9 protein-coding genes and 2 rRNA genes are annotated in these 25,081 nt (G+C 58.4%); 3 read left to right on the top strand and 8 right to left on the bottom strand.

The features are described from left to right. Positions 1 to 111 precede the first annotated feature (111 nt). The 3 genes from dnaA (at position 112) to gyrB (ending at position 5,627) form a co-directional block, all read left to right on the top strand. Complete coding sequence (gene dnaA / locus ACPTTF_RS00005) at positions 112 to 1,686, top strand: chromosomal replication initiator protein DnaA (protein ID WP_243771782.1); 1,575 nt, start codon at positions 112 to 114, stop codon at positions 1,684 to 1,686. Between the two features lie 168 nt (positions 1,687 to 1,854). Then, positions 1,855 to 2,961, top strand: a complete 1,107-nt coding sequence (gene dnaN / locus ACPTTF_RS00010; protein ID WP_006750113.1) for a DNA polymerase III subunit beta — start codon at positions 1,855 to 1,857, stop codon at positions 2,959 to 2,961. A gap of 191 nt (positions 2,962 to 3,152) precedes the next feature. Next, complete coding sequence (gyrB, locus tag ACPTTF_RS00015) at positions 3,153 to 5,627, top strand: DNA topoisomerase (ATP-hydrolyzing) subunit B (protein ID WP_423371830.1); 2,475 nt, start codon at positions 3,153 to 3,155, stop codon at positions 5,625 to 5,627. A gap of 244 nt (positions 5,628 to 5,871) precedes the next feature. On the opposite strand, the gene mads8 is transcribed toward gyrB, so the two are convergent. The 8 genes from mads8 to ACPTTF_RS00055 form a co-directional block, all read right to left on the bottom strand. After that, complete coding sequence (mads8, locus tag ACPTTF_RS00020; protein ID WP_423369934.1) at positions 5,872 to 11,454, bottom strand: methylation-associated defense system ATP-binding protein MAD8; 5,583 nt, start codon at positions 11,452 to 11,454, stop codon at positions 5,872 to 5,874. Beyond that, complete coding sequence (mads7, locus tag ACPTTF_RS00025) at positions 11,451 to 13,124, bottom strand: methylation-associated defense system protein MAD7 (RefSeq protein ID WP_262539238.1); 1,674 nt, start codon at positions 13,122 to 13,124, stop codon at positions 11,451 to 11,453. The genes mads8 and mads7 overlap by 4 nt, the downstream gene beginning before the upstream one ends. After that, positions 13,124 to 17,287, bottom strand: a complete 4,164-nt coding sequence (gene mads6, locus ACPTTF_RS00030) for a methylation-associated defense system protein kinase MAD6 (RefSeq protein ID WP_423369935.1) — start codon at positions 17,285 to 17,287, stop codon at positions 13,124 to 13,126. The genes mads7 and mads6 overlap by 1 nt, the downstream gene beginning before the upstream one ends. Continuing rightward, a complete protein-coding gene (mads5, locus tag ACPTTF_RS00035) occupies positions 17,287 to 18,699 on the bottom strand; it encodes a methylation-associated defense system restriction endonuclease subunit S MAD5 (protein ID WP_262539240.1) in 1,413 nt (470 codons plus the stop codon). Before mads5 ends, mads6 begins: the two co-directional genes overlap by 1 nt. Positions 18,700 to 18,745: 46 nt before the next feature. After that, a complete protein-coding gene (gene mads2, locus ACPTTF_RS00040) occupies positions 18,746 to 20,788 on the bottom strand; it encodes a methylation-associated defense system DNA methyltransferase MAD2 (RefSeq protein WP_423369936.1) in 2,043 nt (680 codons plus the stop codon). Beyond that, positions 20,781 to 20,996, bottom strand: a complete 216-nt coding sequence (gene mads1 / locus ACPTTF_RS00045; protein WP_103524192.1) for a methylation-associated defense system helix-turn-helix domain-containing protein MAD1 — start codon at positions 20,994 to 20,996, stop codon at positions 20,781 to 20,783. Before mads1 ends, mads2 begins: the two co-directional genes overlap by 8 nt. 512 nt (positions 20,997 to 21,508) lie before the next feature. Continuing rightward, positions 21,509 to 21,621 (bottom strand): 5S ribosomal RNA (rrf, locus tag ACPTTF_RS00050). A gap of 155 nt (positions 21,622 to 21,776) precedes the next feature. Next, positions 21,777 to 24,658 (bottom strand): 23S ribosomal RNA (locus ACPTTF_RS00055). Positions 24,659 to 25,081 lie beyond the last annotated feature (423 nt).

Below are 25,081 nucleotides of genomic sequence, written 5' to 3' on the forward strand. Positions count from 1 at the left end.
GTGATGCAGGCGTCCGAAGCACGCTCGCACGACCGCTTCGGGCCTTGTTGCGCCACCGCGACAAGGGCGCCGGCGAGCCGCGCTGTGCACGCAAAAAACGACAGTTACTTGATGAACGATTTCTGGCAACACTGTTCCGCACTGCTGGAGCGCGAGCTGACGCCCCAGCAGTACGTGACGTGGATCAAACCCTTGGCCCCGGTGGCCTTCGATGCGTCGGCGAACACGCTGTCCATCGCCGCGCCGAACCGTTTCAAGCTGGACTGGGTCAAGAGCCAGTTTTCGGGACGGATCTCCGATCTGGCCCGAGATTTCTGGAATGCGCCGATCGAAGTCCAGTTCGTCCTCGATCCCAAGGCAGGCATGCGCAGCGCAGCGCCCGCGACCGGCGCCGCACCAGCTGCCCCGCGCGCGCCGCTGGCCCCGAGCGGCCCGGCCGCGACGGTCGCCGCGATCGCCGCCAACCTCGCCGCGAATGCCGCTGCTGCGCCGGCCAATGTGCCGATGGCGCCGTCTGCGGCCGCCGCGCACCACCTGAACGCCGACGACGCCGACATCGACCTGCCAAGCCTGCCCGCGCACGAAGCGGCCGCCGGCCGCCGTACGTGGCGACCGGGCTCGGGCGCCGCGCCCGCCGCCGGCGGTGAAGCCGATTCGATGTACGAACGTTCGAAGCTGAACCCCGTGCTCACGTTCGACAACTTCGTGACCGGTAAGGCGAACCAGCTCGCGCGCGCCGCCGCGATCCAGGTCGCGGACAACCCCGGCATCTCGTACAACCCGCTGTTCCTGTACGGCGGCGTCGGCCTCGGCAAGACCCACCTGATCCACGCGATCGGCAATCAGCTGCTGCTCGACAAGGCCGGCGCGCGGATCCGCTACATCCATGCGGAACAGTACGTGTCCGACGTGGTGAAGGCGTACCAGCGCAAGGCGTTCGACGACTTCAAGCGCTACTACCACTCGCTCGACCTGCTGCTGATCGACGATATCCAGTTCTTCTCCGGCAAGTCGCGCACGCAAGAGGAATTCTTCTACGCGTTCGAAGCGCTGGTCGCGAACAAGGCGCAGGTGATCATCACCAGCGACACGTACCCGAAGGAAATCTCGGGCATCGACGATCGCCTGATCTCGCGCTTCGACTCGGGCCTCACCGTCGCGATCGAGCCGCCCGAACTGGAGATGCGCGTCGCGATCCTGATGCGCAAGGCGCAGTCGGAAGGCGTGAACCTGTCGGAAGACGTCGCGTTCTTCGTCGCGAAGCACCTGCGCTCGAACGTTCGCGAGCTCGAAGGCGCGCTGCGCAAGATCCTCGCGTATTCGAAGTTCCACGGCCGCGAGATCTCGATCGAGCTGACCAAGGAAGCGCTGAAGGACCTGCTGACCGTGCAGAACCGGCAGATTTCGGTCGAGAACATCCAGAAGACCGTCGCCGACTTCTACAACATCAAGGTCGCCGACATGTATTCGAAGAAGCGCCCCGCGAACATCGCGCGGCCGCGGCAGATCGCGATGTATCTCGCGAAGGAACTCACGCAGAAGAGCCTGCCGGAAATCGGCGAGCTGTTCGGCGGGCGCGATCACACCACCGTGCTGCACGCGGTGCGCAAGATCGCCGACGAGCGCAGCAAGGACGCGCAGCTCAACCACGAGCTGCACGTGCTGGAACAGACGCTGAAGGGCTGAGCGCGCGGCGCGCTTGATAATTCGGCCTCCGCCCCAATTTAAGGGGGGCGGTTCGGTTTTGAGGCACAATACTGGTTTGACCGCCCCGGTGGTGGCGGGCCAAGAGCCCGGCCGGCGGGGCGCTGCGAGGCTGCTGCGCTGCAGGCCGTTACTCAACGAAGGAACTCTATGCAACTGGTCAAGACCGAACGAGACACCCTCCTCAGGCCGCTGCAAACGGTCAGCGGCATCGTCGAACGCCGCCATACGTTGCCGATCCTTGCCAACCTGCTGATCACCAAGAACGGCCCGGACGTTTCGTTCCTGTCGACCGACCTGGAGCTGCAGATCACCACGCGCGCCGATTTCGGCGTCGGCGGCGACCAGGTCGCGACCACCGTCGCGGCACGCAAGCTGCTCGACATCCTGCGCGCGATGCCTGACGGCCAGGTCACGCTGTCGCTCGCCGACAAGCGCCTCACCGTTCAATCGGGCAAGAGCCGTTTCGCGCTGCAGACGCTGGCGGCCGACGAGTTCCCGACCGTCGCGCAGGCGAAGGATTTCGGCGCGACCCTGACCGTCCCGCAGAAGTCGTTCCGCCAGCTGCTCGGCATGGTCCACTTCGCGATGGCGCAGCAGGACATCCGCTACTACCTGAACGGCATGCTGCTCGTCGTCGACGGCGACCAGCTGATGGCCGTGGCCACCGACGGCCACCGCCTCGCGTTCTCGTCGATGAAGCTCGAAGGCGGCACGTTCGGCCGCCAGGAAGTCATCGTGCCGCGCAAGACGATTCTCGAGCTGCAGCGCCTGCTCGAAGACATCGACGACACCGTCACCATCGACATCGCGCAAACCCAGGCCAAGTTCACGTTCGGCCAGGTCGAGCTCGTGTCGAAACTCGTCGAGGGCAAGTTCCCCGACTTCCAGCGCGTGATCCCGAAGGCGCACAAGAACACGTTCGAGATCGGCCGTGAAGAACTGCAGCGCTCGCTGCAGCGCGCGGCCATCCTGACCTCGGACAAGTTCAAGGGCGTGCGCTGCATCATCGCGCCGGGTCAGCTGAAGATCATGTCGACCAACGCCGATCAGGAAGAGGCGCAGGAAGAACTGGAAATCGCTTACCAGGGCGATACCGTCGACATCGGCTTCAACGTCACGTATCTGCTCGACGTGCTCGCGAACCTGAAGGTCGACACCGTGCAGGTGAGCCTCGGCGACGCCAGCTCGAGCGCGCTGATCACGGTGCCCGAGAACGAAGAGTTCAAGTATGTCGTGATGCCGATGCGCATCTGACGCGCACGACATCAAGACACACACCAGGGGGCGGCAAGCCCCTTTGGCGTTTTTATGGCGAACCGACAACCCGTCCTTTCGGTGCCTGACCGGCACCGTGGACGAGCCAGGAAACTGGAGCGGCCCGGCGATTTCTCGCTGAAACGCACCGCGCCGCCACTAGAGTGGCCTCGCAGAACCGGAAGATATCCATGAGTGAACAGCACAATACGCAACCCGATAACAGCAGCTACGGCGCCTCGTCGATCCAGATCCTCGAAGGTCTGGAAGCGGTGCGCAAGCGCCCCGGGATGTACATCGGCGACACGTCGGACGGCACCGGTCTGCATCACCTCGTGTTCGAGGTGCTCGACAACTCGATCGACGAAGCGCTGGCCGGGTACTGCAACGACATCCACGTGACGATTCACGCCGACAACTCGATTTCCGTGACCGACAACGGCCGCGGGATTCCGACCGACGTGAAGATGAACGACAAGCACGAGCCGAAGCGCAGTGCGGCTGAAATCGTGATGACGGAGCTGCATGCCGGCGGCAAGTTCGACCAGAACAGCTACAAGGTGTCCGGCGGCCTGCACGGCGTGGGCGTGTCGTGCGTGAACGCGCTGTCGAGCTGGCTGCGCCTCACGGTGCGCCGCGACGGCAAGAAGCGTTTCATGGAGTTCCACCGCGGCGTCGCGCAGGATCGCGTGCTCGAGACGGTGGACGGCGTGGAAGTGTCGCCGATGCTCGTGACGGGTGACACCGAGAACCGCGGCACCGAAGTGCACTTCATGGCCGATCCGACCATTTTCGGCACGGTCGAGTATCACTACGACATCCTCGCGAAGCGGATGCGTGAACTCTCGTTCCTGAACAACGGCGTGCGGATTCGTCTCACGGACCTGCGTTCGGGCAAGGAAGACGATTTCGCGTTCGCCGGCGGTGTGAAGGGCTTCGTCGAATACATCAACAAGACCAAGACCAATCTGCACCCGACGATTTTCTTCGCCACCGGCGAGAAAGATAACGTGGGCGTCGAAGTCGCGATGCAGTGGAACGACAGCTACAACGAAAACGTGCTGTGCTTCACGAACAACATTCCGCAGCGCGACGGCGGCACGCACCTGACCGGCCTGCGGGCCGCGATGACGCGCGTCATCAACAAGTACATCACCGACAACGAAATCGCGAAGAAGGCGAAGGTCGAGACGACCGGCGACGACATGCGTGAAGGGCTGTCGTGCGTGCTGTCCGTGAAGGTGCCGGAGCCGAAGTTCAGCTCGCAGACGAAGGACAAGCTGGTTTCTTCTGAGGTTCGTGCGCCGGTTGAGGAAGTTGTGGCGAAGGCGCTGGAAGAATTCCTTTTGGAAACGCCGATCGACGCGAAGATCATCTGCGGGAAGATCGTTGAGGCGGCTCGTGCGCGGGATGCTGCGCGGAAGGCGCGGGAAATGACGCGCCGCAAGGGTGTGCTCGACGGCGTCGGCCTGCCGGGCAAGCTCGCGGACTGCCAGGAGAAAGACCCGGCGAAGTGCGAAATCTACATCGTCGAGGGTGACTCGGCAGGTGGCTCGGCGAAGCAAGGGCGTGACCGGAAGTTCCAGGCCATTCTGCCGCTGCGCGGCAAGGTGCTGAACGTCGAGAAGGCGCGTTACGACAAGCTGCTGTCGTCGGAACAGATCGTGACGCTCGTGACCGCGCTTGGGTGCGGCATCGGCAAGGAAGACTACAACCTCGACAAGCTGCGCTATCACCGCATCATCATCATGACCGATGCGGACGTCGACGGTGCGCACATCCGGACGCTGCTCCTCACGTTCCTGTATCGCCAGATGCCGGACATGATCGAGCGCGGGTATGTGTATATCGCGCAGCCCCCGCTTTACAAGATCAAGGCGGGCAAGGACGAACGGTATCTGAAGGATGATGTCGAGCTCAACGCGCATATGCTGCGGTTGGCGCTGCAGGGGTCGGAGCTGGTGCCGGGTGAAAATGCGGCGGCGATTTCGGGCGATGCGCTTGGGGAGCTGGCGCGGTCGTATCTGCTGTCGAAGAGCGTGATCGAGCGGTTGAGCCGGTTGTATGACCCGGCCGCGCTGGAAGCGGTCATGGACGGGGTGGTGATCGATCTCTCCAACGAGGCTTCGACCGAAGCTTCGGCGAAGGCTCTTCACACTGCGTTGCATGATGAAGCGCTGAAGAACGAAGTGCGCGTGGTGCCTTCGTATGATCCGGTTCGCGAACAGCGGTCGCTGCATGTCGAACGCACCCATCACGGCAACGTGCGGGTTTCGGTCATCGACCAGGAATTCCAGCACACGGCGGATTATCAGCAGCTCGTGGCCACCGCGAATACGTTCACGGGGCTTATTGGGGAAGGTGCTGTTATCAAGCGTGGTGAGCGCAGCATGGCTGTTAGCGACTTCAAGAGCGCGATGAAGTGGCTGCTGGCGGATGCCGAGCGGAACGTGTCGAAGCAGCGGTATAAGGGGCTGGGGGAGATGAACCCCGGGCAGCTGTGGGAAACGACGATGGATCCGACGGTGCGGCGTCTGCTGCGTGTGCAGATCGAGGACGCGATTGCTGCGGATGGGATCTTTACTACGCTCATGGGGGATGATGTCGAGCCGCGGCGGGCGTTTATTGAGAGCAATGCGTTGCGGGCGGGGAATATTGACGTTTGATTCAACCGGATGCAGCCGTAGGGCGCCAGAGGAGAAACTCATCCCCCATTGATGACTCGTTCTTTGTCGGTCCGACTACCTGTCAGATCGAGTTCCGGCTAATACAGGTCACCTGATTCGCCACCATACTTTTCCGAGGCAAATTCAAGGGCTTAGCTCAAGCTAAGCCCTTTTTTTGCGCGAATCGGCCGGCTTTGCTGCATTTCCCTGCCTGGCGCCGTCAGCGACGGCGAGCCATTTGTCCTCAATCCTTGACCGCCACCCGAGTCGCCCCACCATGCTGGGTAACCCGAGGTCTGCACCGAAGCTTGACGGCCCCCTTAGAGAATGACTCATCGGTTGCCTTGCTTGACCAGACGTAGGCCTCCCCAGCTTTAAGGAGGGCCATGCGCTCCGGGGTCAGGTTGGCAAGCGCAGCGTTGGCCTTCTGAATGTGCTTCAGCCAAGCAGGCGAGTTGAACTTATGCATGATGATCTGGCTGGACAGCTCGATCAGACTCACTGGCACAGACGGCGGGTCTTGGCTCGCGACCATGATGCTGACGCCCTTGTGCCGCATCTCTCGTACCACCTCGATAAGTCCAGCCACCAGGTCAGGACTCTCGATGTACTTGTGTGCCTCATCGAACACCACCAGCTTGTTGAAGCTGCGTCCATCGATCCGTGCATCGGCAAACAATTGGAGGAGCACGACGAACAGTCCGAGTGCTTCGTCCTTCTCGATGAATTCGTCTCGAAGGTCCACGATGATCAGTCGCCCAGGCTTCACCACATCGGTGAGCGAGGTGGCGTCGTTGATGTACTCGGCGGCCAAGTCGAGGCGCATCCGAGCTAGTTCCTTGAGGTGATCGGGAATCGATGAAGCATCAATGCCTGCGCGCAAGCCCTCAAGGGTGATGTCATCGCGCATCGCCTTCATGATGCGCATGATCTGGCGGATATAGGTGGCCTGATTGCCCACCGCACCCATCAAGAATTTCCAGTGCGACGCCTTCAGCTCCGATGCAGAAAATTGCAAAGGCTGCACCTCGATATTCGGGTACTCCCCCTGCCGCTCTTCGATCTTGTCTGCTGGCACGAGGAGCAGGACATCTGCGAGCGCCTTCGGCTCAGCACCATAGACCTCTTTCAGCGCCCGGACCTGGTCTTCCACACAGTTTGCGCCCACCATCGACGTGAACTCGGGCTTGTAGTCCATGGTCGGGCTGTAGTGGAAGATCACCGTGGACAGCGGTTCGGGCAAGCAATTGATACCAGGGATCGCCAGTGAGGCCATCTCTGCAACGCTGCCCAAGGTGTAACTCTTGCCGCCGCCCTGAACACCGAACAGGCTGATGGTGTGGGTTTGATTGAGGTCCAGCGCCACCTTGCGCCCCGATACCTCGCCAAGCAGGCCGTACTGTGGCGTTGCCCCGGTCGCGCCAAGCATGATGTCGTAGGCAATGCGGCCATTGGGAGTCGCGCCTTCTTGTGAAAGAGAACGCACAGCAGAACTACCCTCAGGCTCGACCACTTCTTCAGCCTGAGCTGACACCGGTACTTGCGTCGAGATCGAAGCCGGAACCGGCTCGTCCGATGGCGATGGCGTTGGTTCAGCTGCGACGGTTGGAGGCTGAGCGCCTGCGATCGGCCGAGGGGTTACCTGCAGTGCGTATTCAGGTTCCGGCTCACGTGCCTGCAAGCTAGGAGCAACCTCGCGCCGCTGGTAGGCAACTCGTGGGTTGTCGTCCCATGCGAGCGTTCGATCACGCGGCGGGCTGAGGAAGGCTGCTGTCTCAAAGGTGGGTACGGCAGGCGCCAACTCCCTGCGGCGCAACAGTTCCTGCGTGACTTCGCGTGCCGTATCAGCAGAGCGGACGAACTGGACGCTGGCAACGCTCTCAGTGTCGGTCACGGCCGACTCCACCAGCTGTCGGATCAGGTCGCTACCGATACGATAGAATTCGATACCATTTTCGTGCTCGGCTGGCTCGGTTCCCGGTTTGCTGAAGTCGAAGACCACGGCGCTTCGAGTGAACTTTAGCGTGTAGGAGCGCTCATCCAGGCGTCGCAAGAAGTAATGCGCTTCTTCGACCGCCTCGGGCAAGACTACGCCGTAGCGCTCTGATCGATCCAAATAAAAGCCGAGCAACGCCGCCAGATCACGATTCTTGATCGGGCGGTCTGGACGATCCACCTCAGCTCGCTTCGGGTCAAAGTGGTAGGCGAGAACATCTTCCGTTTGTGCGATTTGCTCGGCAATAGACGCCTTCAGCTGGGCGTAGGCAGCCACATCACCAACCTGGCTATAGCACTTCACCTCGACCAAACGGCAAGTCACCTCTTGGCTTGATGGGTCGAGATCAAACAGCGCAAGATCCGTTCTGCGGAAGCTGACCTCATCCCCCATCTCTTCGGCAGTTTGACGTAGCGCCTTGTACAGCTCCAAATGCGCGTCTAACGGCACCACAACCTGGTTTTGGAAAACGCCTTGATGTTCGAGGAATAGCCTCGAGAGTGCGAGCCCCATCGCCTCGGCTCGTTGCGACGACGAGGACAACAACTTCAGGGCCAAACGACCGGAAAGCGAGCGAAGCTGATCCAGCATCACCAAGGCATGGCGACCTGTATTTGGCAGACCATACTCGCTCAAGATGGGCACCAGCAAAGCCTCAAGCTCGGCCACAGATCGCGAAGTGATTGCCAAGCGATGGCTCATCGCGTTCGCCATATCGGGCGAGTGGTCAATCAGATAGTCTGGCCGCGTGGGGTGCCGCCGATGATCAAAGAACTCGATGCCGAGGTTCCTATCAATCGTGAATACCCAATCACTCACCTCGTGCACCTGATGGAGCATTGCGCGCTCGTCGGCTGACAAGCTCAACGCAACCACAGGGCGGGCGTGCGGCAGGTACTGGCTACGTGCGACGGTCGCCACGGCTACCGATACTGCACGGGAGATGCTGCCTATCAAGTCGGACAGTGCCTCAGCCCCCTCCAGAGGCTGTGCAACACCGTGTAGCGGGCGACGAAGCCAGGTGATGGACTGTTCGTCTTCCAGATAGTCCACCTCAAAGGGCTGAACCAGACCATGGACAAAGGAAGAGTCGTCGCTGTCATCGACATCTACGGCTCGAATTTCCTCAGCCGGGAACAGGTCGAACAAGAACGACAAATGCGCCGCGTGCAAATCCGGGGCGTCGCGGAACTCCTTGATCGCCCGGATGGCCAATCGCAGCTTCGGGTGCAGATGACTATCGGTCGGCGTTGAGAACGCATCCGCCTCCTTCGCATTGGTTCCAGAGTCTGGCGACAAAAGTTCGAGCAACGCTTCCCCCGTCGATGGGGCAGCCGGGTCAAGCACGAACAGCCTAATGTCGTACCGCAGATCAGCAAACTCCGGATTTCGCTGGAGTGCCAGCAACACTTCGGCCAATGCCCCTGCTCGCCCTGCGTTGAAGGCGTTGACCGTCAGGGTCTCGACATACGGGTGCTGAACGAGATAACGCCGCACGCGCGCGGCCAGATACGTGCTATCAATGGTCGCACCGCCGATTGCAGGCTCCGGCAGTCCGAGCGCTGCGCACACCTCTCCGATCAATCCACGAGGGTCTTTCTCGTCGGTTGCTGCGTACAACGACCAGAATGGATTGATGTTGTCGACCGCCAGCGCTGTCCGTCCCAGCTCTTCACCGAAGGGAACCACAGGGGGAAAAGCTGCTGGTGCAAGCTGCTTGATCACCGCGTCACGGGTAGGGACCACGAACTCCTTGCGGCTCGACCGACTCTGCTCCATCCAGGTCTGCCCGAGATAGCTCCAGGCGACATGCCAGTTGGCACGCAGTGGATGCGTCGGCCCCAACAGAACAGCATCTCGTCGCCTACCTTGGTAGTCCTCCAACACCAGTGCAACTGAATCGATGGTGAGCGCACACCGCAGCTCATCTATAGCTTGCCGTGCAACGGCCGCATCAGTTGAGCTGGAGCGCACTAGCACAGTGTCAATCCAAGCCAAGTAGGCGGCGGCATAGTGTTGAGCAGGCTCCTGCAGGTGCAGGAGGTCGCTGGCCTGCATTATTAGTCGCTGATCACCCTGCAGTACGGCTGCGAAGAAGGCTGCTCGTACCTCCCTGAACCGTGCCACCTCGTCGGTTACCGGCCACTTAAACGATGTCGTAGAGCGTGTGGCAACACCGGACGCGCAGACCGAGAGTCTCAGACGGTTGAGGCCATCCGGATCATCAAGAAATGCACGCTCCAAGTTTGCCAACAGACCCGACACGAGGACGTTTGCCTTCCCTTCTTTGCCCAGGCGAATCTCCAAGGTCTCACCGCTGGTCGCTGCCTTGCTGCTTCGCTCCACCCACCCACAACCCGTGACCGAAACGGAACCAGGGTCTCGGTCCTGAGCAACGGCAGCAAAACGTGCGCGTAGCAACGCGTGTATCAAACTCACCTCGCGCGGCACGGCACGTTGTGGTGGCTCTACCTCGACCTCATCGTCGGTGACCACATAGAAGAGATCGCTCTCGTTGGGATTGGCATGCGTCTCCGATGCGTCACCATTGAAGCGCACAGGATTGCCTTCTCCGTCAGCGAGTGGAATGCGGTCACCGTCTTCGGTTTCCGCATATACGCGCACGTAGTGCCAGCCTTCCTCCCAGTCAATCTTGCCAATCGAGGAGAAAGCTATCACACCTGAATCCGTACTCTTGGCCCACGCAGCTTTACGCCGACGCAACCCGGTTGGTCCGTTATCGCGCGATACGACCTCCGCCACAAACCGGGACAAGCCCTCCACCTTTGAGGGTACGGGGTCAACGCGGAAAGACACACTGAATTTCTTGAGTCCAGTTTTCGAGATGGGCAACACCTTATGCCCGATCAGCTCTGCCAAGCGTGGGTTGTCATTGTCATCCTTCACCACTGGAAGGTCCGGAAGGACGACATCACCGATGTAGATGGCATCAGGGTTGACGCCCCCGTCCTCAAACAACCACTTGTCGAACGCTAGGCGCCAGTTCACACGGTCGCGGACAATTGCCTGAGTCCAATCCCTGGGATTGGCAACGCCGACTCGCGAAAAGAACTCCCCCAGTTGCTTGCAGAAAACGGGATCGAGCAAGCCCAGCTCCAGGACACGAACACGCTCGGTCTTCGTAGACCAAGTGATTCGCTCGACACACTCCCGGTTGCGAGCCACCCGCGCAGGCGCGCGTTCGGCCTGCTGGAACAGCTCAAAGTCGGGTACCAGAGCCAACTCAAACAGCGCGGCTCCCATGGCATCAGGATCAAATTCGTTGACTTGGCAGGTGAGCAAATACCGCGCCATGGCAGCATCATCTGCATAGCGCCAGCGGGACTCCCTCCGACTCAACTCGCTCAAGCTCGCTTCTACGGCAACACGCAAATTGGCCGGCACCTGCGCGATCAGCTGCGCGTACAGTTCGGCGTAGGCGCCGTCAATCGCGACCTCTTCAAACGTCGCAACACCGAAGGAGTCTTCCGCCGACGCGCGCAGATCGTTCGGCACGAACACAAGCAGCGGAGGCCGAGGTTCATCGTTAGCCAGAGGGTTCCGCAACTCAACTAGTTTTGTACTGCTAACCGCCAAGTCCGGCGCCAAGGCACGCAGGCTGTCGTCCGCCAAAACCACGACATTGGCAGACGGCACAGCAGCCCGCAGGCCACCGGCCAGGCGAATCATCAGCTCGCGGTCCAAGTCCGTGACCCGCATGCAATGCCCAAGGTCGCGGGCGGCAAGCAGCAGGGACAACCTTGGCAGCAGGACTGATTCCAGCGCAGCATTCAGTTCCTGGTTGGTGAGTTCACGCAGTCCTTGGCTCATGCGCGCACTCCTTCGGCTCGTTCTGCAATCGTGTAGCGCGGCACAACTGTCTGGGTCACATAGGCATCGGAAAGGTCTCGATAGAAACCGATCTCACGGAGACGCCCAGTGAAAGCCTGCACATTGCTCCGCAAAGCTTTACGCTCGTCGATGGTCGGTGTGCTGAAGCCTTCACCTGGGGGCAATTGGTCGATGTAGAGCCCATAGCGCTCACGTAGGAAGGACAGCAGATCATCGATCCGCATTTCCCCGGTGAAATAGCCCTGATCCCCCCCTGGCCGCAAAACCGCAATCTGCAGAAGCACTTCCAGCAAGCGGCTCTCCAGCGCAAATCGCCGAGGGGCGTTGCGTGCACGGGTTTGCGCTAGTAACGCGCCAGACTTGTTCTTCAACATCGTCGCGTCCAGCGATTCAATGATGTACTTCCGATGGAAGGCGCCACGCAGGGCCACCAGAATCTCGATGTAGGTCTCAAAATCAGAGAGCCCCATTTTGGTGATGGCCTCGACGTCAGCGTCCAATCCCGCGTCTCCTTCGGACAGGGATTCCAGGAGCCCGGCCAAGCGCTCGCCGAAAAACTTGTCCCGCTCTTCCGCAAAGGGCTCGCCCTGCAGTCCGTACAGCTCACCCACCGAAAACACCGAGTTCAAGGGGCGGATCAGCTTGCCGCGCCGAACGAGGTGCTCCGAGAACTCGTCCAGCTTTTTGGCGACGAAGTACGCACGGACGAAACCTGGGATGCGCCGGTAGTACCCATCTGCGCTGCGCTCAGCCAGCGCAGCAGTAGCGGACTCCGCGCTACCCGATAGGTCAACGAACAGGCCGAGCTTGTAAGGGCAGTCCCCCTGAGGTTCGCGTTGCTCGCGTGGCTTCATCGGACACACCGATTCGGCACACAGCGAATTCGCTCCCTCCAGCTTCTGCCAGGCGGGCAGCAGCTTCAGCAGGCGAAGGTGATACAGCGCCAAGTGGAACGACAGCAACACCTTCAGATATTCCACCATCACCGAGCGCGGCATGTACTTCTTGTAGAACAGCAGTCGCTGGATGTCCTCAGCCATCAGATCGGCCGATCCGATACACACCGGCGCGAACCGATCACCGCCCGCGCGCGTGTCTGCCGTGTCCTTCCGCTGAGACAAGAAGTGCAACAGCGTGGCCGTCTCGATGTCCGTAAGTGCTTTGTCGTTCAACTCACGCGTGAGCTTGTCGAAACCATCGAAGAAGAAACCCTTCAGATGCTCGATGGCCTTGTGGCCAGCAAGGTGACGTGCGTGGTGCAGCATCTGATAGAGATGCTGAGCCGCACCATAGTCGCGCGAATGTTTCGGGTTGCGAAAACGGTAGGTGTAGCCATGCAGGGGGCGCGGGCCAGCCACAGCCGCGTTCTTCTTTCCCCGGTTCACAATGTCCATCAGGTGCGTTTCCACCCAACGCTCCACCATGTCTCGGTGCTGCGTGAAGCCCAAGAACTTGTCGCTGGCGTCGAGGATGTCATCGACGAACTTGTCCACGGTCAGCTCACGCTTATCGCGAAAGACGCTCGGATAGCCGCCATGCTCCAGGCGCTCGAACAGACCCGTGAGCACTCGGTCCATCTCGATGGTCTTGAAGTCGAGATAGCTGATTTTCGGGAGTCGGAACTCCCTGTCCTTCTTCTGCAATGCCATCAATTCCCCCTGACGCCGTTTTCTTCGGCTTCTTCTTGACGCACGCCCGACACCGGTCCCTTCAGTAAGCGCATCTCCACACAACCATCGTCATGGCGAGCCAGGCGATAGAAGTCGTGCCCGGTTGTAGTCAGCAGGATTTCCCGGTAGGGCTGCGCGTTCAGGCTGTTCTTGAAAACGCCGAGGCAGAGATAGAAGCCTTGCATTTCCTCGACGCTAGGCCGGTAGCCTTCATTCAAGCGCATCAACATCTCGAACACGTCGAGGTTGATGATCAACTCACTCGCGATGGCGCCGGCACCTAGGCCCTGGAACTTCAGCAGCAGGCCTGTCGGCAGGTGCTCAACGAAACGAGCCTTGGCCGCAAAGTCTTGCACCTGAAGCCCAAAACCCTCGACAGGGAAAAGGCGGTAGCTACGCACCGTCCCGTGCTCGACCTGTCGCAATTGCAATGCCAAGCTGGCACCCAGCCGCTCTGGACGTTGCAGACCCTCACCTCGGTTGATTGCATGCAGGATTTCGCTCGTGAGTTCGTCAAGGGGCGTTATCCCTCGAACGATTTCCACCATGCGCTTGGCTGAGCGATACGGCAGCATCTTTTCCCAGCTGGTGTCGCGCCTTTCGAAGAAGTGCTTGCGGCGAGCCATGGCCACATACTCACGGTGCTTACGCGCTCGTTGACGGATCGACGAATCCGACACTCCACGCGGCAGGTCACCGAACAGGCGCTTCAACACCTCGAAGTCGAACTGCCCCCGGCGCTCAAATCGGAACAAGGCCCGGTCATCGGGCTGAACAAAGTCCAACCCTCGATCAAAGCGTGGGTCTTCCTGCTTGCCCACATCGAGATCGCTCAGCAGCGTGAGCAATCGATCCGAGGTGGCTTGCCCGCCACCCATCCAGCTGTTGAAGTAGAAGCTACGTGCCACTTCATCGTGCTTCCCGGCCACGTACAACGCATGAATCTCGCCACAGTCGCGGCTGCCAATCAGCATGAAGGACAGGGCCGAGCGCAGATCCCGCATCGTGATGTGCAAGCGCCCTCGCAGGTGCGCCATGGTGTACAGAGTCTTGAGACGTTCCAGCAAGCGTGGACCAGCGATCTCATCCTGGAAGCTGCGCACATTGTGCAAGGCGTAGCAGCTGTCCTTCAAGTCACACCGTTCGCAAGCGGACCAGTTCTCGGGCCGCACGATGCTTCGCAGCATGCGCTCCAGAATCGAACCGCCTTCAGCGTCGGCCACGACGCTACGCAGGTTCAAGTTCACCACCGCCACGCCAGACTCAGCTGCACCGGTTGAGAAAGCACGCCGAACCAGCGCGGCGAGCGCAGGGAAGTCTCGCTCATGGGTCGCGAGGAAGTCCACCAACCGGCCTTCATTGATCGCGATCAGCCGCGTTTCTTGTGGCTTCCATGCTTTAGCGTCACCGCCATTGAACGGGACCAAGAAGTCCAACAGGACCTGGTTGTTGTCCTTGTTGCCCTCGTCCTGGCTACCGTCATAGTTGATCAGGTAGCGCTTGCCATCCAAGGTCAACTCACTGCCATTGACGAGGTCACGATTGGCAGAACCACCTCGGGCTTCGACTTCCTTCTCCAGGTGCTGCAAGAACGCCGTCTTGCCATCGCCCGCATTGCCCGAGATCAGCACCAGCCGGAACTCACCTTGCAGTACGGCGGGCAACAAGGCCCGGTCCAGCGCGGTGTCCACATAGGCGGAGAACCCTAGGACGTCCAAGCCACGTGTACCGGCATTGCTACGGCGGCTTTGACTATAGAGCGTCAACAGATGAGAGACAAAGGCGTTACTGTTCGGCGCAGATTCGGCCAAAACGGCATGACCACTGCTGGCAGCCGCCGTCATGGCAGTGAGGCTGACCGATTGAATGCGACGCGCATGGCGCACTTCTGCCAACGCATCCCGGAAGTCAAAAGCGGTGTGGTAGCGCTCAGCCCGGCGCGGGGCGATGGCTTTCAGCACCACATTCACCAGCTCCGGTGCTAGGTCGGCAAAACCCGATAGCTCGCGTGGGTCCGGTGCAGGCTTATTGATGGGAGGCTCGGTCGTGTCCCAGGGATAGCGGGAAGTCAGTGCCTCATACAAGGTCAAGCCCAGGGCATACAGATCACGATCGGCGCGCTCTCCGTTGTGCGGAATGACCTCTGGGTTGAAGTCCGGCGGCAGATAGCGCCGGGAGCCGCCACCGCGCGACTCCTTGTCGTCAGCTCGCACCGAGACATTGAAGTCGATGATCTTGGCACCCTTCTGGGTCCACAAGAGGTTGCGCGGCTTGATGTCGCAGTGATGGAACCCCTGCGCATGCAGGTGCACCAGGCCCTCGATAACCTGCTTGCCCAGCTCCAGCGCATCCTCCGGTGACAGCAAGCGGTCTTGAATCATGTCGCCAACGTCAGCCCCTTCCACATACTCGAACACGAGGAAGGGAATGTCACGGCCAGGAATCACATCCGCGTCCAGCACACGCACCACGTGTGGATGCTCTAGGATGTGTACCAGGTGGCGATACTCCTTCTTCAGTCGCTCCAATGTCGAGTGCCGGTCGCTGACGATGAGCTTCACCGTGCGCGCCACATCACCCAAGGTATCGATCACCTTGTAGACCACGCCAAAGCTGCCACGCCCCAGCTTCTTCTCGATGATGAACTTGTGAGTCAGCCGGTAGCCTGCTGCCAAGTTCAAGTAGTCGACTTGATTATCTGCTGCATCAACGGGATCAGGCCTTGGCGCTTCAACCGACCCCGCTGCAGGCTGCACCACGGGTCGCAACAAGGCATTCAGCGCCGCCAACGCAGCCGATGCGGTTAGTCGCTTGTGTTCGTCAAATGCGCACAGGCTCTGCAGCCAGCCGTCAAAGGCCTCATTCAGCTCCGGCCGCAGCGCAGAGGGCTTGTTCAGGAATTCCCCCGCGCGATCCCAAACCGTGGTCGGCTCGCCCGCGAATGGGCGCTCCCCGGTAAACAGCTCGTAGAGGATGACGCCTGCCGAAAAGATGTCTGATGCCGTGGACGCGGCGCTCGGCTCTCGAAACGCCTCAGGCGCCACATAGGCCTTCTCAACCAGATCAACAATGTCCGTTGCAATCGTTAGGCTACGGTCCACGCCAGGCTTGGCGAAATCGAAGTCTGTGATGCGGGTGGTACCATCCTGGCCGATCAAGATCCCGCCTGGCGTGAGATTGCGATGCACTACTCCGTGCTGGTGCGCATGAGCCAGGGCTGCCAGCAAGTCTTTGGCGACTCGCCATTTTTGGTCCAGCGTCAGCGCCAACTGAGGCCGCGCCATGTGCACGGTGAGCGCTTGGCCGGGCGCATCGTCCAAGATCAGGATGAAAGACTTATCGTCGTCGGTCGGGAAGAAGTCCCGCGCGGCCACGATGTTGGGGTGCAGTGGCAACTTGGACAGCGCCCGGTAGGCATTAGCGATGCGGTTGACCTGGGCCTGGCGCACGTCTTCAGGCTGGTAGGGGTCGGCTTGATATACGCGCAAGCGAGCCGTGCCACCCGCAAAAGCGTTTTCGGCACGGAACTCGGTGTAGGCCTCTGCCGCCCCCAGCTTCTCCTTCACCTCCCAGTGCCCAAAGCGCTGCACAGCAGAAGCGGGCTTCACCACTTTCAAGGCGCGTAGGATCAAGCCCTGCTGCTGCAGGATGTTCTTGCGGAAGCGCGCCGGGATGCGCGTGGCGTCCTTGAAGTAGCGCTCAGCGTCCTTCAGCTTCACAACTCGATCTGCATCGAGCTGCTCGCGATCGTTCAAGTAAGCATCGGGCGCGGTGAGCAGGATGGCAGCATCCACATAGATGTCGTCCAGCTCATGCCGCCCAGGATTGGCTTGGGTCACCAAGCCCTTCACGGTGCGGGCATGCCATCGCAATTTACTCAGTGGGGACGGATACGGCGCACGCCCTTCCGGGTGCCACTTGTTGCCGTACACATCGATGGTACCGCGCGTTCCCTTCACGTCTATCATGTAAAGCGCGTGCGGCGTCAGCAGCGCGAGGTCGATCTCAAAGCGCTCGCCTTGGCGGTCAATCTCGAAGTTGTGAAGCAAAACGAAACTGTCTGGCAAGCGATCCCGCAGGTAAGCGATGGCGCAGCGCTCTGCATCATTGACCGGCTGGCCTACTGGGATCACTTTGGCCATCAAACTCCTCCGCTCAGAATATGTTCTTCAACCAATGACCGCGCCTGATCCTCGGCAGATAAACCTCGGTCGTAAAGCTGGCAGCTCTTGTCGACCAAAGCGGCAATCTCGAGCTCTTTTTCGTCTCCCAATCGTGGAATGGGAAGGCGATACATCATCAAGGGATGCTGCTCCTGCTGCTTTCCACCTGTACTAATAGATCGAAGCATGCGGAAGGCCAACCTTGATCGCATAAAGGCGAACAAGTATCCCGGTGCAATGGCGCCTTCAAGCGGAACGCAACGGAAAAAGTCACCGCTGTAGGCGTACTGGGCCGTGCGCTGCGTCACAATAAGCGCACGGCAGTATAGTTCAAATTCGCCAAGCGTTCCGTGTGAAGGAACCAAGGTAGTGCCAGGAGGAACAATTAGTCCAAGACCTGCAACAGACTTTCTCGAAATCCACCTACCCTCCGGACGAATATGAAATGCATTTCTTTGACCCAATAACATGTATCCATGCTCAGGTTCCGCATCAATTCGAGTAAAAATAATCTTACCCTTGAACTGTGATGGATCACACAAAGAGCCAAGCCGCGAATGAGGCCCTGCCTCAATTTCACGGCGAATCTTTGCAACTCTCGGGTCGTAGTTCAGAGCACGGAAACTCTCCGATGAAACAGCGCTTTCTTTCCAACCAAGCGTTCTTTCATCTTGATGCCATAAGTCATCGCGCAAATCTTCTCGGCCGATGCTGGACAGCAAAGTCCGCGTTGCCAAATTGATGAGGCGACTCGATTCGCTTATATCATTCGCCGCAGACGAAATTAACTTATCAATTTGACTCTCGAATGCCTGCCCCAATCTAGGTACCGGTAGACCCGCAATATGTTCAGGCTCAATGTGCTGGACGATAGCGCCGTAGGTGCCCGATATGACCAAGGGTACGCCATAACGGCAGGAGAGGAATGCGTATAGATATCCCGACGGGATGCGTTCAGTATTCGGAACGACTCGCAGTACGTGCTCTGAGCAAGCCAAGGCGGCCATATCAGGGCGGACATATGCCATGCGCCCGATGGTTCCCGACCGGGTTATTAGAGTCCAGCCCTCCCGGAGAGTGAATAAAGGATTTCGCTCAACCTGCTTCTTAGCAATCAACGGTAGCGCCGAAAGGTCGGCCGCAAGTATGTCGGTACTACCCAGAAAAGGGACGCCGTGGTTAGGATCATCAACCCAGACCCTCCCTTCTCGACCGGCATGAAAAATTCCTTCCGTGACGTCGACGAGCTTTTCAGTTGCAGGAAGACGCTTCAGAGCGTCCCGCGCTTCCAGTGCACCTGACATATACGGGTTGCAATCGAGTCGCCGTCCACTTGCTTCCAGCCAACTCGACCGCACAACGCGGGCTTTATCAAATCCGAGCGAGCTCATCCATGGGCTCCATGTTGCAACTCGATGTACCTTTGGGTAAGCATGCTCATTTTCTTGGCTCCGGATACTGGATGCGGAACTCAGCATAAGCCTTGGCGATTGCGGGCAAATCATCGTCGAGAATGCGCTCTTTGCGATGGAGCGTGCGCACGTGCAGACCACCAGCGATGCGGACTTTCTCTTCGTGGCTAACATCCACTAGGATCTCTTCGCCATCAGGGCTACGCTTGTATAAGGTGTTGCCACGACGATCGAAACCCACTTTATCGGCAACCGCCATGAAAACGGGGTAGTCTTGTTTATGGCCCAAATCCTCTGCTTGGATGACTTCAATAGGCTTTCGCTTCAAGAACAGCAAAGTGGTTTGAATGTTGACATTGGCTTCGACGATGAAAGACTCGACGGGCAACTCAACGCTTGCCAAAACCCAACAATGACGAAGAATCCAATGCCGGATGTACTCGTCGCCTGGATTTCCAAGGACACCATTAGGTAACACGATACCAAGCCGTCCGTTTGGCCGGAGCCACCGCACACACCTTTCGATGAAAAGCGTTTCAGGTGCCACTGCAGGCTTGACCACGTTGGTCATCACGAAGCCGTCGCCTTGCCGCTCCCAACGGCGAGCCAACTCGTACTGCTCCAGGATGGTCTTCTCGGTGACGGGGATGTCCGACCCGAACGGCGGGTTGGTCATCAAGACATCAATCGTACCGAGCGGGATGGCATCTTTCGCCGCCTGGACGCCAGGAAGATGTCCCAGAGGGAACTCTAATGAGTTCATGTGATACAGGTGGCCCAGTGAGTTACCGGCCATCATAACGTTCATCTGTGCGGCGCGAACCAGGAAGGGGTCGAAGTCAGCGCCGAACAGGTTGTTGGCCGCGTAGTTTGCCAGTCGGTCACGGATGGAGGCGAACTCCTCAGTGTTCTCGTCGCCCGCCTTGATGCGCTTCTCTTCGTGGAAGACCTTGTTCAAGTAGTTCAGGGTCTCGACCAGGAAACCGCCAGTGCCGCAGGACGAGTCCAGCACGCGCTCATGCTCTTTTGGGGCCAGCATCTTGACGACCAAGCTGATGGCACCACGTGGTGTGAAGTACTGGCCGCGATCTCCGCGCAGATTGGTGCCGACGATCTCTTGGTAAGCCGTGCCCTTGGCATCCACATCGGTGCGACCAAAGTCGTAGCGGGCCAGCTCTGAAACAATGAAGGCCAAGGCCCGGTCAGACAGGTTGATCTCTTCGTTGCCTTTGAACAGACCGTCGTATTTCTTCTTCACTGCCTCAAAAAGCGGCCTGATGCGGAGACGGATTTGCTCGCGCCCAGCTACTTCAAATGGCTCGAACGGCCCCACCCAAAAACGGCGTGCGTCGTTGGGCTGCTGTTCGTCATACATCTTGCAGAAGATGAGGTACAGGAACTGCCAGAAGGCAGCGTCCTTGGGCATGCCTTCGTTGCCGTGGATGTAGTTGTGGCAGCGGCGAAACGCCGTGCGCAACATGACCGGATCGGCGCGACGTAGGCGGCCCATGGAGCGGCCTTCGACACTGAAGGTATCGTCACCCAAGGGCCAGTCACCAATTGGTTTGAATTTGGTGTCGAAGCGAGTGACCTCCTTCTTGAAGAAGAAGAATTCCAGGCCGTTTGTCCACAGGCCGTAGTTGCAGCTCTCGACTTCAGCCATCACGGTTTCAAGCACCTCGAACTCTTTACGCGCCTCTTCCGGGTCACGCATGCGGTAGGCACCCTTGGTTCCGAGCTTGGGCTCCTTTTCAACTACTACGGCGCGGTAGAGGTTGTCCACCTTGTGCGCTTGGCCTGGCTTGAAGATGGCGATGTCGAGTTTCCTGTTCTTGCCCTTCACCTTGACCTTGAAGTCAGGCTCCATGTCTTCGGCGGCGATGCCGTACTCATGAATGATGGCGCGAGCAATGCGCTGGCGGACTTGCTCCTTGTCGCTGTCCTTTACCGGGTTGCCGGTGATGTAGTCAAAGACCTTGCCCTCTTCGAGCGCGCTCTCGGGCGCTTGGGCTTCTTGATCCAGGTCACTCATTTCGTTGTTGTCCTGTGCGGAGCGCTGCTTAGGCATTGCGCGGCTCCTTGTCGTCAAAGTCATCACTACTGGCAGCGGCACCGCCCTCTCTCACCCAGGCGTCCACGTCTTCCTTCTTGAACTTCCAGAAGCGCCCGACCTTGTGCCCCGGCATGCCTTTGGAGGTCACCCAGGTATAGATGGTGTCTTTGGCTACACCGAGGTAGTCGGCGATTTCATCGACAGAGAGCCAGCGGTCGTCCATGTCTGTACCCAAACAGAAAAGCGCCGCCAGAATGGCGGCAGCTGAATAGAGTCTAAACTATTTTAATTGAGTTTAGTTAGTTTGAGACGGCTTTGATTGGGTTTGTTAATGCCAGCACCAATTGAACGCGGATCGGGCCATTCGAACCGTGCTTCACTTCCCGAGCTTGGATGATGATGAGCCTCGGTGTCTGGCGGCGCATCGCGCTCGCGATGGCAACGCAGCGCCTAAATTCAGCAGGTAGGTCGTGCTAGGGACAGCCTCAGTCCGATTACCGCTTTGAGGAACGAAGGGGCATCCAGCCATCGACCACATGGCTTCCTTGCCCGGCACGATCGCTTCAACTTTTTTCCATAGGTAGGCCGGATTGAGCGACGATGTATGTGCCTGCCAGTGTTCCCCGTCACCGCGCCTGATTGCGTCGCAGGATTCGTCGTTCATCGAGATCTAGATTTCCGCCGCCCCAATGCAAAAACCCCCGCCTTTTCGGGCGGGGGTTTCTGGCTTAGGGAGCCTGACGATTACCTACTTTCACACGGGAATCCGCACTATCATCGGCGTAGAGTCGTTTCACGGTCCTGTTCGGGATGGGAAGGGGTGGGACCGACTCGCTATGGTCATCAGGCAAAGAGGGTTGTTGCGCTGCTTCGCAGCACAACCAATCTTGGAAGAAGCAGTAATTTTGAGTTGTGTGTATCACACACGAGAATCCAACTTGTCGCTCTGGATCTTGCGGCCGGTGCTGTCGCACGGCGCCGATCTACAAGGCAGACTTGTTATAGGATCAAGCCTTACGGGCAATTAGTATCAGTTAGCTGAACGCATTACTGCGCTTACACACCTGACCTATCAACGTCCTGGTCTCGAACGACCCTTCAAGGGGATCTAGTCCCCAGGGATATCTCATCTTAAGGCGAGTTTCCCGCTTAGATGCTTTCAGCGGTTATCTCTTCCGAACATAGCTACCCGGCGATGCCACTGGCGTGACAACCGGTACACCAGAGGTTCGTCCACTCCGGTCCTCTCGTACTAGGAGCAGCCCCCTTCAAATATCCAACGCCCACGGCAGATAGGGACCAAACTGTCTCACGACGTTTTAAACCCAGCTCACGTACCTCTTTAAATGGCGAACAGCCATACCCTTGGGACCGGCTACAGCCCCAGGATGAGATGAGCCGACATCGAGGTGCCAAACACCGCCGTCGATATGAACTCTTGGGCGGTATCAGCCTGTTATCCCCAGAGTACCTTTTATCCGTTGAGCGATGGCCCTTCCATACAGAACCACCGGATCACTATGACCTGCTTTCGCACCTGCTCGACTTGTCGGTCTCGCAGTTAAGCACGCTTATGCCATTGCACTATCAGCACGATTTCCGACCGTACCTAGCGTACCTTCGTACTCCTCCGTTACGCTTTGGGAGGAGACCGCCCCAGTCAAACTGCCTACCATGCACTGTCCCCGACCCGGATCACGGGCCAAGGTTAGAACCTCAAACAAACCAGGGTGGTATTTCAAGGACGGCTCCACCGAAACTAGCGTTCCGGTTTCATAGCCTCCCACCTATCCTACACAGATCGGTTCAAAGTCCAATGCAAAGCTACAGTAAAGGTTCATGGGGTCTTTCCGTCTAGCCGCGGGTAGATTGCATCATCACAAACACTTCAACTTCGCTGAGTCTCGGGAGGAGACAGTGTGGCCATCGTTACGCCATTCGTGCAGGTCGGAACTTACCCGACAAGGAATTTCGCTACCTTAGGACCGTTATAGTTACGGCCGCCGTTTACCGGGACTTCAATCAAGAGCTTGCACCCCATCATTTAATCTTCCGGCACCGGGCAGGCGTCACACCCTATACGTCCACTTTCGTGTTTGCAGAGTGCTGTGTTTTTATTAAACAGTCGCAGCCACCAGTTTATTGCAACCCCTTCACCCTTTGCCCGCAGGGGCATCAAGCTACAAGGGCGTACCTTATCCCGAAGTTACGGTACCAATTTGCCGAGTTCCTTCTCCCGAGTTCTCTCAAGCGCCTTAGAATACTCATCTCGCCCACCTGTGTCGGTTTGCGGTACGGTCATCGTTAGACTGAAGCTTAGAGGCTTTTCTTGGAACCACTTCCAATTGCTTCGCTCCCTAGGGAGCTCGCGCCACACCCTTGAATTCCGCGCCCGGATTTGCCTAAGCGCCTTCTCCAATGCAGCGACCGGGACTTCCAACACCCGGACAACCTTCCGCGATCCGTCCCCCCATCGCATCTAACAATGGTGCAGGAATATTGACCTGCTTCCCATCAGCTACGCATTTCTGCCTCGCCTTAGGGGCCGACTCACCCTACGCCGATGAACGTTGCGTAGGAAACCTTGGGCTTACGGCGAGGGGGCCTTTCACCCCCTTTATCGCTACTCATGTCAGCATTCGCACTTCCGATACCTCCAGCACGCTTTTCAACGCACCTTCGCAGGCTTACGGAACGCTCTCCTACCATGCGTGCAAAGCACGCATCCGCAGCTTCGGTATATAGCTTAGCCCCGTTACATCTTCCGCGCAGGACGACTCGATCAGTGAGCTATTACGCTTTCTTTAAAGGGTGGCTGCTTCTAAGCCAACCTCCTGACTGTTTTAGCCTTCCCACTTCGTTTCCCACTTAGCTATATTTGGGGACCTTAGCTGGCGGTCTGGGTTGTTTCCCTCTTGACACCGGACGTTAGCACCCGATGTCTGTCTCCCGTGATTGCACTCTTCGGTATTCGGAGTTTGCTATGGCGGGGTAATCTGCAATAGACCCCCCAACCATGACAGTGCTCTACCCCCGAAGGTGAGACACGAGGCACTACCTAAATAGTTTTCGGAGAGAACCAGCTATTTCCAAGTTTGTTTAGCCTTTCACCCCTATCCACAGCTCATCCCCTAACTTTTCAACGTTAGTGGGTTCGGACCTCCAGTACGTGTTACCGCACCTTCATCCTGGCCATGGATAGATCACTTGGTTTCGGGTCTACGCCCAGCAACTGAACGCCCTATTCGGACTCGCTTTCGCTACGCCTGCCCTATACGGTTAAGCTTGCTACTGAACGTAAGTCGCTGACCCATTATACAAAAGGTACGCCGTCACCCCTTACGAGGCTCCGACTGTTTGTATGCATGCGGTTTCAGGATCTATTTCACTCCCCTCCCGGGGTTCTTTTCGCCTTTCCCTCACGGTACTGGTTCACTATCGGTCGATCACGAGTATTTAGCCTTGGAGGATGGTCCCCCCATCTTCAGACAGGATTTCACGTGTCCCGCCCTACTTGTCGTACACTTAGTTCTTTCATACTGTTTTCGCCTACGGGGCTATCACCCGCTATGGCCGCACTTTCCAGAGCGTTCGGCTAACAATACAAATAAAGAGTACAAGGCTCATCCCATTTCGCTCGCCACTACTTTGGGAATCTCGGTTGATTTCTTTTCCTGCGGTTACTTAGATGTTTCAGTTCACCGCGTTCGCTTCACATGGCCTATGTATTCAGCCATGGATACTCCAAAAGGAGTGGGTTTCCCCATTCGGACATCTACGGATCAAAGCTTGTTTGCCAGCTCCCCGTAGCTTTTCGCAGGCTACCGCGTCCTTCATCGCCTGTGATCGCCAAGGCATCCACCACATGCACTTGTTCGCTTGACCCTATAACGAGTCTGTCTCATGTCGGTCGTCGTTAGCGCTTTAGCGCTTACGAGGACCCCATCCCCGAGGGGACGACAGTCGTTACAGGTTGAGTTCTCGCGTTGTGCCGTATTCCAATTGAGTCAAACATAGAGTTCGAATCATCTTGAGATACATCGATACAATCACAACCCGGATAACTTTCACGTCCATCTCATAGACGCTTCCGCTATCCAAATTACTTACTTCTTCCAGATTGTTAAAGAACGACAGCCGATATGGTGTTACTCATATCACTCTGACTGGCTCAATCGCCAATGAGAAAAACTCGAACCAAACTTCATTCGAATGTTTGTCATTGAAGATTATTGAAAGCGGCCGGCATTATAACCGGTTTAACCGCAGACAGCTAGTCTGTCTTAATCAACAGCCGATAAGCGTGAG

The organism is Burkholderia crassaminum, assembly GCF_964265005.1.
Taxonomy (GTDB): domain Bacteria; phylum Pseudomonadota; class Gammaproteobacteria; order Burkholderiales; family Burkholderiaceae; genus Burkholderia.